General features: G+C 62.2%; 10 protein-coding genes. 6 read left to right on the top strand and 4 right to left on the bottom strand.

Translation table 11 applies throughout. The features are described 5' to 3' along the window. Nucleotides 1-6: 6 nt before the first annotated feature. Complete coding sequence (locus CAG25_RS01895) at nt 7-1,560, bottom strand: PLP-dependent aminotransferase family protein (protein WP_085612429.1); 1,554 nt, start codon at nt 1,558-1,560, stop codon at nt 7-9. A gap of 92 nt (nt 1,561-1,652) precedes the next feature. Between CAG25_RS01895 and CAG25_RS01900 the strand changes: the two genes are divergently transcribed. From CAG25_RS01900 to CAG25_RS01920, 5 genes are all read left to right on the top strand, one after another. Next, nucleotides 1,653-2,276, top strand: coding sequence for an FMN-binding negative transcriptional regulator (locus CAG25_RS01900; RefSeq protein ID WP_085612430.1), 624 nt, complete (start codon nt 1,653-1,655; stop codon nt 2,274-2,276). Nucleotides 2,277-2,286: 10 nt separating this feature from the next. Beyond that, a complete protein-coding gene (locus CAG25_RS01905) occupies nt 2,287-2,733 on the top strand; it encodes a GNAT family N-acetyltransferase (protein ID WP_011336633.1) in 447 nt (148 codons plus the stop codon). A gap of 12 nt (nt 2,734-2,745) precedes the next feature. Further along, nucleotides 2,746-3,417, top strand: a complete 672-nt coding sequence (locus tag CAG25_RS01910; protein ID WP_085612431.1) for a GNAT family N-acetyltransferase — start codon at nt 2,746-2,748, stop codon at nt 3,415-3,417. A 221-nt stretch (nt 3,418-3,638) separates the two neighbouring features. Continuing rightward, nucleotides 3,639-6,596 carry an autotransporter domain-containing protein gene (locus CAG25_RS01915; RefSeq protein WP_085612432.1) on the top strand — a complete coding sequence of 986 codons (2,958 nt, stop codon included), beginning with the start codon at nt 3,639-3,641 and terminating at the stop codon, nt 6,594-6,596. A gap of 593 nt (nt 6,597-7,189) precedes the next feature. Beyond that, nucleotides 7,190-8,263, top strand: a complete 1,074-nt coding sequence (locus CAG25_RS01920) for an autotransporter domain-containing protein (RefSeq protein WP_371857697.1) — start codon at nt 7,190-7,192, stop codon at nt 8,261-8,263. A 103-nt stretch (nt 8,264-8,366) separates the two neighbouring features. On the opposite strand, the gene oadA is transcribed toward CAG25_RS01920, so the two are convergent. Next, nucleotides 8,367-10,175, bottom strand: a complete 1,809-nt coding sequence (gene oadA, locus CAG25_RS01925) for a sodium-extruding oxaloacetate decarboxylase subunit alpha (protein ID WP_039765069.1) — start codon at nt 10,173-10,175, stop codon at nt 8,367-8,369. An 11-nt stretch (nt 10,176-10,186) separates the two neighbouring features. After that, on the bottom strand, nt 10,187-11,602 hold the full coding sequence (locus tag CAG25_RS01930; protein ID WP_007954255.1) for an acetyl-CoA carboxylase biotin carboxylase subunit: 1,416 nt from the start codon (nt 11,600-11,602) through the stop codon (nt 10,187-10,189). 190 nt (nt 11,603-11,792) lie between these two features. Here CAG25_RS01930 and CAG25_RS01935 point away from each other — a divergent pair, with 190 nt between their 5' ends. Next, complete coding sequence (locus CAG25_RS01935; RefSeq protein WP_039765068.1) at nt 11,793-12,755, top strand: LysR family transcriptional regulator; 963 nt, start codon at nt 11,793-11,795, stop codon at nt 12,753-12,755. Here CAG25_RS01935 and CAG25_RS01940 read toward each other — a convergent pair. After that, the gene (locus tag CAG25_RS01940) at nt 12,697-12,903 is read right to left on the bottom strand and encodes a PA3496 family putative envelope integrity protein (RefSeq protein ID WP_085612434.1); all 207 of its coding nucleotides are present in this window, start codon (nt 12,901-12,903) and stop codon (nt 12,697-12,699) included. The genes CAG25_RS01935 and CAG25_RS01940 overlap by 59 nt on opposite strands. Nucleotides 12,904-12,967 lie beyond the last annotated feature (64 nt).

The raw sequence follows: 12,967 nt of genomic DNA on the forward strand, positions 1-12,967 counted from the left end.
GCAGGCTCACACCCGCCAGGCCCGGCGCAAACGGCCCAGCGCCGAATCGATCGCCGGCTCCGGGACGGCGGCGAAACCCAGCACCAGACCGGCTCGCCGATCGAGCGGGGTCAGCGAGTCGGGCAGCCAGTAGTTACTCAATCCGCTGATCTCAACCTCTATGCTGCGCGCCAGTTCGATCAGCTGGCGCTCGCGCTCGACGCTCTCCACCGGCACCGTCAAATGCAGGCCGGCGGAGACCGCGGGCAGCGGGCCGACACCCTCGACCTCCTGCGGCCAGCCACTCATCAAGGTGTCGCGCCGGCTCAGGGCGGCTCGGCGCATCCTGCGGATATGCCGCTGAAAATGGCCGGCGGCCATGAACTCGGCCATCACCGCCTGAGTGCTGACTTCGGAATGCCGTACGTCTACCGCGCGACGTTGCGAGAAAGCCTCGACCAGGCCCGGCGGCAACACCAGATATCCCAGGCGCAAGGCCGGAAACGCCACTTTGCCGAAAGTACCCACGTACAACACCCGTCCTTGCCGGTCGAGTGCAGCCAGAGGGGCCAGTGGCGCACCGGTGTAGCGGTACTCTCCATCGTAATCATCCTCGACGATCCAGCCCTGAGTGCGCTCGGCCCAGGCCAACAGTTCGAGACGACGGGCCAGGCTCATGACCACTCCGGTCGGGTATTGATGGGACGGCGTGACATACGCCACCCGGCAGTCTTCGGCGGCGGCCAGGGCCGTGCAGTCGATGCCCTCTTCGTCCACGGCAATGCCATGCAATCGACCACCGGCCAGCGCGAACGCATGACCCGCTGCGCGATAGCCGGGATTCTCGATGCCCACCCCGGCGCCCGGTTCCACCAGCAACTGTGCACAAAGGCTGATTCCCTGTTGTGCGCCACTGGTGATCACAATTTGTTCAGCCGAGCACTGCATACCCCGCGAACTGCGCAAATAAGCGGCAATCAGACCGCGCAGGCGCGCATCGCCTGCCGGATCGCCGTAACACAGCTGCTGCAAATCGGGTTTGCGCCAGAACGCCGCGTTCAGCTTGGCCCAGACGTCGAACGGGAACAGATCGAAGGCCGGAACGCCGACCCGGAATGCTCGCGGCGGACCGCTTGGTGGCGTCGGTAAATGGTTCTGTTCAAGCCGCTGCAACGCACCGCTGTGGATAACTTTGCTGGATAAATCACCAGTGGAATCTAACGAAATTGTGGATAAGGCTGTGGGTAAGCCTGTTGAAAACCCTGTGGATACTTTTGTGGATAGTTTTTTCGCGGGCGCCAGCGATTGCGGTAATTGCGCCACGTAAGTGCCGTCCCCGACCCGCCCTTCGATAAAGCCTTCGGCATACAACTGATCGTAGGCACGCACCACGCTGTTGCGGGAAATCGCCAGTGCTGCCGCCAGATCACGGCTCGCCGGCAACCGCGTGCCGCTGGCCAGGCGCCCGTCGAGTACCCGCAGGCGCAAGGCCTGGTAGAGCTGACGGCTCAGGCCTTTGCGGCGGTCGAGTTCGATACCGGCAGGGTTGAACGGCAGCGACAGTGTGGTCGGATCGGGCATGACAATGGACCTATGAAATTGGTCATCAATGGCTCTTACAACAGACCAATAGCCTGCCTACGATGCAGGCATTCGCCAAGGAAATTTTCTCCATGTACACACCCCGCGCCTTTGCCATCGACGACCTGTCCCAACTGCACGAACTGATCCTCGCCACCCGCCTCGCCATTCTGGTGACCCACGGCGGACAAGGCTTGCAGGCCAGTCATGTGCCGGTGCTGCTGCATCGTGAACAAGGTCCGAACGGTACGCTGTACGGGCATCTGGCCAAGGCCAATCCGCAGTGGAAAGACCTGCGCGACGGCGCCGAGGCCCTGCTGATTTTCCCCGGTGCCGATGCCTACGTCAGCCCGGGCTTTTACCCGAGCAAGGCCGAGCACGGCAAAGTCGTGCCAACCTGGAACTACGTCGCCGTGCACGCCTACGGTCACGCCGAAACCTTCAGCGATGGCGGTCGGCTGCTGGATATCGTCAGCACCCTCACCAATCGCCATGAAGCGGGCCGCGCCCAGCCCTGGTCGGTCGACGATGCCCCGGCCGATTACATCGACGGCATGCTCAAGGCCATCGTCGGGTTCGCCATTCCGATCGACCGCCTCGAAGGCAAGCGCAAGCTCAGCCAGAACCGCAGCGCCGAAGACATCGCCGGCGTGCGCGAAGGCCTGGCCGCCAGCTCCGACATCAACGATCAAACCCTCGCTCACTTGATGCGTTAAGGAAATCACCATGAGTCAGATCGACATCCGTCCGGTCAGCGCCGCCGATCACGCCGCCTGGCTGCCGCTGTGGCAGGCCTACCTGCGCTTCTACAACACGGAATTGCCGGACGCCGTCAGCCAAAGCACCTGGCAGCGCTTTCTCGACCCGAACGAACCGACCCATGCCGCCCTCGCCTGGGCTGACGGCAAAGCCGTGGGCATGGTGCATTTCATCTACCATCGTTCGAACTGGAGCATCGAAAACTCCTGCTACCTGCAAGACCTGCTGGTGGAGCCGCAAACCCGTGGCACCGGCGTCGGTCGCCTGTTGATCGAACACGTCTACGCCACGGCCAAGGCCGACGGTTGCTGCAAGGTGCACTGGCTGACCCACGAAACCAATGCCACGGCGATCCAGCTCTACGAGCGCATCGCCGAACGCCCGGGTTTCATCCAGTTTCGCAAAGCCATTTAAGGAGCCACGCGCATGACCATTTCTCTCGCTGACTGGAAAGGCGTGCCGCCGCCCTCGACCACCCTGATCGAAGGCCGCTTCATCCGTCTGGAAAAGCTCGACCCGGCGCGCCACGGCGACGACCTGTTCAATGCCCTGCAAGGCCCTGGCGCCGACCCGAAGCTCTGGGATTACTTGCCCTACGGCCCGTTCCCGGAACGCAGTGCCTTCAATGACTGGCTGAACAACCACGCCGCCCACAGCGATCCGTATTTCTTCAGCGTCATCGACCGCGCCAGCGGCCAGGTGCAAGGCATCCTCAGCCTGATGTCGATCGTCCCGGCTCAGGGCCGCATCGAAATCGGCCACGTCACCTTCGGCGCCCCGATGCAGCGCTCGCCGAAAAGCACCGAGGCGGTCTACCTGCTGGCCAGGGAATCCTTCGCCCTCGGCTACCGCCGCCTGGAATGGAAATGCAACAACGGCAACGCCCGCTCCAAATACGCGGCCGAGCGCCTGGGCTTCAGCTTCGAAGGCGTGTTCCGCCAACACATGGTGGTCAAGGGCCAGAACCGCGATACCGCGTGGTACTCGATTCTGGATTCGGAATGGCCGGCGATTGCGGCCGGGTTCGAACGTTGGTTGAGCGTTGAGAATCAGACGGCGGATGGGCAGGTGAAGGGGTTGGTCGAGTGCCGCGGTTGAGCCAGTGAACGTAAAAGAGCGCAGCCTGCGGCATCTCATTCAAACGATGTCCAAGGCTGCGATTTCGACTCTGCACCACCGTCGGATCTGCAATGAATTGCAGATGAACGTCCAAATCTGAGGCCTGAACTGCAAAAGAATGCACATAGGCCGTACATCATTCTGTAAAAACCCTCCGCTATACAGGACGCCCCGCTTATAACAAAAAGGACGTTCTGCCCATGCCCTTCCCGCCCCAGCGCCTGTCGTTTGCCATTGCCCTGCTGATCGCCACCAGCGCCGCCCACGGCAAGACCGTGCAGATCGACACCGCCACCACCGCGTCGCAAACATTGGGCGGTAAAGACACACTGACGATTTCGGCGCCGGGCAGCATCACCAACAGCGGCAAGGCTGTGAGCCTCAAGGACGGCACCAGCGGCGTCGGTGTGATCATCAATAACGCCGGCAAGATCATTTCCAGCGGCGGCCGGGCTATCGACAGCAGCGGCGATCTGACCCAGGCACGCAACTACGCGATCTACAACCGCAGCGGCGGGCAGATTCTCGGTTCCAACGACGCGATTCGCATCGACAGCAACTTTGTCAGCGGCAGCCTGTTGATCGACAACAGTGGCACCATTCGCTCGACTACCGGCCAAGGCCTGGATCTGGATGCGTTGCGCAGCGACGGGGTAAAAACCACGATCATCAACCGCGCGGGCGGGCTGATTCGTGGCGACGCCAGCGACGGCATGAAGACCGGTGCCAACGCGACCATCAGCAACTACGGCGAGATTTCCACTGGCGACTCGCACAACGCCGACCAGAAATTCGACGGCATCGATATCGACACCGCGACCGGCGTCAGCGTGACCAACTACGGCGTGATTTCCGGCGGCCGCCATGGCATCACCACCGACCTGGGAGCGACGCTGGTCAACTACGGGCAGATCACCGGGCGCAACGGCTCCGGTTTCGGCTCCGATGGCGACGGCACGGTGATCAACCACGGCACCATCACTGGCGCGTATTCCGGGCTGCAACCCAATGGCGACGGCGACGGCGTGGACATCGACAAGATCGCCCACATCGAAAACTACGGCACCATCCAGGGCGTCGGCGCCGGCGGTGTGGACAAGGGTGGTTTCGCCAATGGCAGTGAAGGCATTGCCCTGGGCGGCGGTTACATTCTCAACGCCAAGGATGCACTGATCAGCGGCGCCAACAGCGCCATTCTGGTAGATGACGGAAGCGGCGGTGCAGGGCTGGCGGCCACCACGCTGGAGAACTACGGCACTATCCAGGGCCTCAACGGCTTCGGCGTGAAATTCGTCGGAGAGTTCGCCGACAGCGTGATCAACGGCGGCACGATCAGCGGCAGCAACGGCCTGGCGCTGGACCTGGGTGGCGGCAATGACAGCCTGACCCTGCGCAGCGGCAGCCGCTTTGTCGGCGTGGTCGACGGTGGCAGCGGATATGACCGCGTGGTGATGGACGACGCGGCGGGCGGCAGCTTCGGTACCAGCCGCAATTTCGAATGGCTCGAGATCAAACAAGGCGCCTGGACGCTCACCGGCAGCGACGACTTCAGCGACGGCGGTGCCGTGCGCAACGGCGCCACTTTGGTCAACCAGGGTGGCATCGCCGGCAACCTGACCGTGGACGCCGGTGGTGTGTATGCGGGTGGTGGTTCGGTGGGCAACCTCAACGTCAATGGCACGTTGCGCACCGACACCCGCCTCGGCACCGCGACCATCGTGCACGACTTGAACATGGGCAGCGCATCCACCCTCGCCTACGGCGTCAACGCCGATGGCAGCAGCGCACCGGTTCAGGTTGGCGGCACGGCCAACCTCAACGGCGCGACGCTGGCGGTCAATCCCGGTAGCGGCACTTATCCGTGGCAGAGCCATTACACAGTGCTGCAGGCAGCGCGGGTCAACGGCACATTCGGTGCAGTCACCAGCGACTACGCATTCCTCACCCCGACCCTCGCTTACACGCCGACTCAGGTCGACCTGACTTACACCCGCAATGACGTAGCGTTCAATGAATTCGCCGCCACCGGCAACGGCAGCAACGCCGCCAACAGCCTGGCCTCGATCGGCAAGAACAATGCGCTGTACAACGCCCTGCTCAACACCACTCAATCCAGCGCGGGCGCGGCCATCGAGCAACTGGCCGGCGCCAGCAACGCCAACCTCACCAGCGCCACCCTCGGCGCCAGCAGCCAGGTTGGCAGCAGCATGCTCTCGGCCATGCAGCAAATGGGTGGCAGTCCCGGCTTGATGGTCGGTCTTGATCAGCGTGATACGCCGATCCTCGCGGCTAACGGCGTTCCGTCCGAAGCTCGAAACCTTAATGACCCGAATGCCCGGGGCCGGCTCTGGCTGCAGGCCATCGGCGGCTACGGCAAGCTGGATGGCGAACACGGCAGCAGCGGTCTGGAACAGCGCACCAAGGGCAGCGTGCTCGGCGCCGACTGGGCGCTGAATCCACAATGGCGACTGGGCGTGCTCGGCGGCTATTCGAAGACCGACCTGGACGCCACCGGCGTCGACGGCAATGTCGAGAGCTGGCACGCCGGTGTTTATGCGCTGCATCAAAACGGCCCGCTGGCCTTGCGCCTGGGCGCCGCGTACAGCGGCCATCAGGGCGAAAGCAAACGCACCATCGCATTCAATGGTTTCAGCGATCGTCCCAAAGGCGATTACGACGCCGACAGCCAGCAAGCCTTCGCCGAACTCGGCTATGCCATGGGCACTGGCCGGCTCAGCGCCGAACCGTTCGCCAGCCTCGGCTACCAGCGCTATCACCGCGAGCGCTATCAGGAAAAGGGCGGCGCGGCGGCCTTGCAGGTCGACAGCCAGACTCAGGACAACTTCAGCAGTACCTTCGGCCTTCGCCTGGCGCACCTCAGCTCGCTGGACAATGGCATGAGCCTCACCCCGCGCATGGCCGCTGGCTGGAAGCACACCTACGGCGATGTCAGCAGCTCGACCCGTCAGGCCTTCGTCGTGGGTGGCACGGCGTTCAACGTCGATGGCAGTTCACTGGATCGTGACAGTCTGGTGCTGGAAGCAGGGCTGGATCTGGGCGTTTCGGCACGACATACGCTGGGGCTGGGATACAGCGGCGAGATTGGCAGCAACAGCCGTAATCACGGGTTGATCGGGCAGTGGCAGATGAGTTTTTGAGATTTCGCCAATCCGGATTTCAGCGGGTGTTGTAGGTAAAAGCGTCTGGACGATTGGGTAATCATGGCGGGTTCACCTCCCGCCGGCGACCGGGCTACAAAAGCAGACGCTATCACCTGCATGTGGCTCGGAATTGCCCGGCATCGGAGGACCGGCGTCGACTTTTACAGTTTGGCCTCATTTCACCTGAGGCGAACGGAATGCCCATTCAATGCAAATACAAGCTCCAACATCTTGTCCTGGCGGTTGCGCTGGCAGTCGGTTGCGTGGAATTTTCTCTGGCGGAGCAGTCGGAGCCCGACGTGCCGGTGGTGAAAGAGGTGAAACCCAAGAACCCGCGCAAACCTAAGGACAAACCTACTCCACTCAAGGTCGCTGAAGAAACAACGCGTGAGGAAAGGATCGCTCCACCCTTGGAAAAAATCCCCGTCAGCACCGAGATTCCCGTGGTACCCGCTCACCCAGCCGACGACATTCCATCCAAAACAGTCGCCACGACAGAGAGTGGCAGCGCGCTCGAAGAAAGCCTGGAAAAACCAGCGCCCTTACCGGAACCGGTCCTGGCCGAAACGCCCGCAGCTCAACAAGCCCCAGTGGCTGACCAGCCACCGTCAACGGACTCCCCTTCACCACCGGGCAACTCAGCCATTGCGGCCGTGCTCGCCGCCGACGAAACCACGGCCGCCCTTGCCCTCGATCAACTGGCCGGTGGCAGCAACGCCAACCTCGCCAAGGCAACCTTGAGCAGCGTCACACCGGTCAGCGCCAGCTTGCTGTCGGCCATGCACCAACTCGATAACCTGCATGACAATCAACCAAACGCACCCCGCCACGCAGCCGGAAACGCTGAGAGCGGCAGGGTCTGGCTGCAGGCCCTCGGCCACAGCGGGAAACTGGATCGCGATGTGAAGCCCATGCAGCATTCCACCAAAGGCCTGCTGCTAGGTGCGGACTGGCGCCTCGACGAAGAATGGCGACTGGGCTTGATGGGCGGCACCTCCGACACGCGCATGGACAGCAAGGAACTGGACGGCGATCTCGACAGTTGGCACCTCGGCGCCTACGCCTTGCGCCAGACCGGTCCGTTGTCACTTCGGCTCGGCGCAACCTGGAGCCGCCATGAAGGCAGCACCCGTCGCGAAGTCGCGTTCGGCCGCTTCCATGACCGACTAAAAGGCAACTACCAGGCCACTACCCAGCAAGCGTTCATCGAGTCGGGATACAACCTGGGTCGGGCCAACGTCAGCATCGAACCCTTTGCCAGCCTCGGCTACCAGCGCTACCAGCGCGACAGCTACACCGAGAAAGGCGGGGCAGCGGCACTCAGGGTAGATGATCAATCCCAAGGCAACTTCAACACCACCGTCGGCCTGCGCATGGCGAAAGTCAGCACGCTGGATAACGGCATGCGCCTCACGCCACGATTCAGCGCGGGATGGAAACATGTTTATGGCGAGACCGACACCAGTACCCGACAACGTCTGGTCACCGGTGGCCATGACTACACCGTTTATGGCGCAGAGCTGGACCGCAACAGCCTGACGCTGGACACCGGGCTTGATCTGGCCGTCTCGGCCAACCACACACTCGGTATTGGCTTGTCGGGTGAGATCGGTACCGACAACCGAAACCACGGCGTATCAGGCCAGTGGCGAATGGCGTTCTGAGCCCAGACTGGCTGCTGCCGCACGTTGCGGCAGCAACTTGAAGGCAAAAAAAGGGGAGCACATGCCCCCCCGAGGTTTAAAGCGTTGTATCGAGGCCGTTATCTCAGCCTTCGATCTCGATCAGGATTTCGCCCGGGTTCACCCGGTCGCCCTTGGCAACGTGGATGGCAGTAACCTTGCCGGCAATCGCGGCCTGGACTTCGGTCTCCATCTTCATCGCTTCGGTGATCAGCACGGCCTGGCCCGCCTTGACGGTGTCGCCTTCCTTGACCAGCACATCAACGATGTTGCCCGGCATGGTGGTGCTGACGTGACCCGGTGCCGAAGCCTGCTTGCGCTTGCTGCTGCCGCCGCCGACGAATTCGTTGAGCGGTTCGAACACCACTTCTTCCGGCATGCCGTCGATGGACAGGTAGAAGTGACGCTTGCCTTCAGCCTTGACGCCAACACCGGTGATGTCCACGCGGTAGGTTTCGCCGTGAACGTCAATGACGAACTCGGTCGGTACGCCTTCGCCGCCGGCCGAAGCCACCTTGCCCGCTTCCGGGATCGGCAGCAGCACTTCCGGGGTGAGGGTGCCGGCGGCACGCTCTTCAAGGAACTTGCGGCCGATGTCCGGGAACATGGCGAACGTCAGCACGTCTTCTTCGGACTTGGCCAGTGCGCCGATATCGGCACGCAGCTTGGCCATTTCCGGCTTGAGGAGGTCGGCCGGGCGTACGTCGATCACCTCTTCGCTGCCAATGGCCTGACGACGCAGCTTCTCGTTCACAGTGCCCGGCGCTTTGCCGTAACCGCCTTGCAGATAGAGCTTCACCTCGTTGGTGATGGTCTTGTAGCGCTCACCGGCCAGCACGTTGAAGAACGCCTGGGTGCCGACGATCTGCGAAGTCGGGGTGACCAGTGGCGGGAAGCCGAGGTCTTCGCGCACGCGCGGGATCTCCGCCAGGACTTCGCCCATGCGGTTCAGAGCACCCTGCTCTTTCAACTGGTTAGCCAGGTTGGAAATCATCCCGCCCGGCACCTGGTTGACTTGAACACGGGTGTCGACGGCGGTGAATTCGCTTTCGAACTGGTGGTACTTCTTGCGCACGGCGTAGAAGTACAGGCCGATTTCCTGCAACAACTCCAGGTTCAGACCGGTATCGAACTCGGTGCCTTTGAGTGCAGCGACCATCGATTCGGTGCCAGGGTGGCTGGTGCCCGAAGCGAAGCTGGAGATGGCGGTGTCGATGTGGTCGGCACCGTTTTCAATGGCCTTGAGCTGGCACATGGCTGCCAGGCCGGCGGTGTCGTGGGAGTGGATGAACACTGGCAGCGACTGCTCGGCTTTCAGTGCACGCACCAGCTCACCGGTGGCGTATGGGGTCAACAGACCGGCCATGTCCTTGATCGCCACCGAGTCGCAACCCATGGCTTCCATTTGCTTGGCCTGGGCGACGAACGCGTCGATGGTGTGCACCGGGCTGGTGGTGTAGGCGATGGTGCCCTGGGCATGTTTGCCGGCAGCCTTCACCGCTTCGATCGCCACGCGCAGGTTACGCACGTCGTTCATTGCGTCGAAGATGCGGAACACGTCGATGCCGTTGACCGCGGCCTTGGCGACGAACGCTTTGACCACATCATCGCTGTAATGGCGATAGCCCAGCAGGTTCTGGCCGCGCAGGAGCATTTGCAGGCGGGTGTTGGGCAACGCAGCGCGCAGTTGGCGCAGACGTTCCCACGGGTCTTCTTTCAGGAAACGTACGCAGGCGTCGAAGGTTGCGCCGCCCCAGCATTCCAGTGACCAGTAGCCGACTTTGTCGAGCTTGTCGCAGATCGGCAGCATGTCTTCGGTGCGCATGCGGGTGGCGAGCAGCGATTGGTGAGCGTCGCGCAGGATGGTATCGGTGACAAAGATCTTCTTGCTCATTCTTGTATTCCTCACAGGCCTGCGTGGGCGGCGATGGCGGCGGCGATGGCCAGGGCCAGCTCTTCGGGTTTGCGCTTGATCGAGTAGTTGGTCAGTTCCGGATGGCTTTCGACGAAGCTGGTATTGAACTGGCCGCTACGGAATTCCGGGTTGCGCAGGATTTCCTGGTAGTACGCGGCGGTGGTCTTCACGCCTTGCAGACGCATGTCGTCGAGCGCGCGCAGACCACGGTCCATCGCCTCTTCCCAGGTCAGCGCCCAGACCACCAGTTTCAGGCACATCGAGTCGTAGAACGGCGGAATGGTGTAGCCGGTGTAAATCGCCGTGTCGGTACGCACGCCAGGGCCGCCGGGGGCGTAGTAGCGTGTGATCTTGCCGAAGCTAGGCAGGAAGTTGTTTTTCGGGTCTTCGGCGTTGATCCGGAACTGCAGGGCAAAACCGCGATGCTGGATATCTTCCTGCTTCACCGACAGCGGCAGGCCGGAGGCGATGCGGATCTGTTCGCGGACGATGTCGATCCCGGTGATTTCTTCGGTGATGGTGTGTTCCACCTGCACCCGGGTGTTCATCTCCATGAAGTACACCTCGCCCTCGGCGAGCAGGAACTCCACGGTGCCGGCGTTCTCGTAGCCCACGGCCTTGGCTGCGCGCACTGACAGGTCGCCGATGTAGGCGCGCTGTTCCGGGGTCAGTTGCGGGCTCGGGGCGATTTCGATCAGCTTCTGGTTGCGGCGCTGGATCGAGCAGTCACGTTCGAACAGATGCACGACGTTGCCGAAGCTGTCGCCGAGGATCTGCGCTTCGATGTGCTTCGGATTGACGATGCATTTTTCCAGGAACACTTCCGCCGAACCGAAAGCCTTGGTGGCTTCGGAAATGACCCGGGGGAAATTCTGTTCGAGTTCTTCGCGGCTGTTGCAGCGACGGATACCGCGACCGCCGCCACCGGAAGTGGCCTTGAGCATCACCGGGTAACCGATGCGGTCGCCCTCGCTCAATGCTTCCTCGATGCCGGAGACGTTGCCTTCGGTGCCCGGCGTGACCGGCACACCGGCCTTGATCATGCTGCGGCGCGCTTCGGTCTTGTCGCCCATGCGGCGGATGACTTCCGCCGACGGGCCGATGAATTTGATCCCGCGTTCGGCGCAGATGTCTGCCAGCTCGGCGTTTTCCGAGAGGAAACCGTAGCCGGGGTGCAGTGCATCGCAGCCGGTTTCCACGGCCAGGTTCACCAGCTTGCGCGGGTTCAGGTAACCGGCCAGTGGCTCGGCACCAATGCTGTGGGCCTCGTCCGCACGCTTCACATGCAAGGCATGCCGGTCGGCGTCGGAATAGATCGCGACCGAACGGATGCCCATCTCGGCGCAGGCACGCACGATTCGTACGGCAATCTCACCACGGTTGGCGATCAGGATCTTTGTTATCACTTGGAGGTTCCCTTGAGCCGGTGGCACCACGACCTGCTAGACCCAGGTCGGCACGTGACCAAATGTTTCAATCTGGTCTCGGCCCCACACTAGCGCTGACAAGGGATTAACAAAAATGAATAAAAATTGGGTCAGGCATAAGTAAAGACTTATAGTCAGCGCATCAGCCCGCGGCCAGAGTCGGTAGAAAATGCGTAAGTCCCTGATGCGTATGACATTGCGTCAATTGCAGATCTTCAACGAAGTGTGTGATTTACGTTCCTACAGCCGAGCGGCCGAGGAAATGTCGCTCACGCAACCGGCCGTCAGCCTACAGATTCGTCAGCTCGAAGAGCTGATCGGCCAGCCATTATTCGATTACGTCGGCAAAAAACTCTACATGACCGAGGCCGCCGAAGCACTGCAGCGCGCCAGCCGGGACATCTTCGGCCGCCTGGAAAACCTCGACATGCAGCTGTCGGACATGCAGGGTTCGCTGCAGGGCCAGTTGAAACTGGCGGTGGAATCCAGCGCCAAATACTTCGTGCCGCACCTGTTCGCGGCGTTCAAGCGCCAGCATCCGGAAGTGAACCTGCAACTGACAGTGGTCAACCGTGGCCAGGTGATTCGTCGACTCTCCGACAACCGCGACGATCTGGTGATCATGTCGATGGTGCCGCAGGACATGGGCCTGGAATTCCTGCCGTTCCTCAACAACCCGATCGTTGCCGTGGCGCGGCCGGATCATCCGCTGGCGCACATGGGCCCGCTGCGCTTGCAGGACCTCGAACCATACACCCTGCTGATCCGCGAACCGGGTTCGGGTACGCGGCTGGCCTGCGAGGAGTATTTCAAGGAGAAGCGCGTGCACTTCACCCAGACCCAGGAAGTGGCGTCGGCCGAAGCCCAGCGTGAATGCGTGGTGGCGGGTCTGGGCCTGGCGCTGTTGACGCGCCACGCCCTGAACCTGGAGCTGGCGACCGGCGGCCTGGTCGAGCTGCCGGTCGAAGAGTTGCCGCTGTTTCGCAGCTGGTGCCTGGTGCAAGCCAAAGCCAAACGGCTGTCACCGGTGGCCCACGCCTTCCTGGCGTTTATCCGCAGCGAACGGGTGCAGATCAGCGCGCTGGTTGAGCGCTTCGACGGGAAGCTGCCGGCGCTGCCTGCCAGTGATTGATGTCCTCGGGAAAACCGCCGATTTCGGCCTGAAGCTGGCGGAGTTCGAAGCGATCTTCGATAGCGCGGCGAAATTCCATGCGGCGCTGGTCTTCCTGCTGACGACGGGTTTTCGCGGCGCTGTTGCGTTCTTCGTAAGGCTGAGCCATTTCGAGTCTCCCAAGGCGATTACGGGAGTTTCACGATAGGCCCGGGGGATGACGGTTTGGCTTC

This window comes from Pseudomonas sp. B16(2017), assembly GCF_002113205.1.
In the GTDB taxonomy this organism is placed as follows: domain Bacteria; phylum Pseudomonadota; class Gammaproteobacteria; order Pseudomonadales; family Pseudomonadaceae; genus Aquipseudomonas; species Aquipseudomonas pharyngis.

Excerpts from the sequence above, each read along its gene's own strand:
- CAG25_RS01895 (WP_085612429.1), bottom strand. The coding sequence starts at position 1,560 with ATGCCCGATCCGACCACACTGTCGCTGCCGTTCAACCCTGCCGGTATC.
- CAG25_RS01900 (WP_085612430.1), top strand. The coding sequence starts at position 1,653 with ATGTACACACCCCGCGCCTTTGCCATCGACGACCTGTCCCAACTGCAC.
- CAG25_RS01905 (WP_011336633.1), top strand. The coding sequence starts at position 2,287 with ATGAGTCAGATCGACATCCGTCCGGTCAGCGCCGCCGATCACGCCGCC.
- CAG25_RS01910 (WP_085612431.1), top strand. The coding sequence starts at position 2,746 with ATGACCATTTCTCTCGCTGACTGGAAAGGCGTGCCGCCGCCCTCGACC.
- CAG25_RS01915 (WP_085612432.1), top strand. The coding sequence starts at position 3,639 with ATGCCCTTCCCGCCCCAGCGCCTGTCGTTTGCCATTGCCCTGCTGATC.
- oadA (WP_039765069.1), bottom strand. The coding sequence starts at position 10,175 with ATGAGCAAGAAGATCTTTGTCACCGATACCATCCTGCGCGACGCTCAC.
- CAG25_RS01935 (WP_039765068.1), top strand. The coding sequence starts at position 11,793 with ATGCGTAAGTCCCTGATGCGTATGACATTGCGTCAATTGCAGATCTTC.
- CAG25_RS01940 (WP_085612434.1), bottom strand. The coding sequence starts at position 12,903 with ATGGCTCAGCCTTACGAAGAACGCAACAGCGCCGCGAAAACCCGTCGT.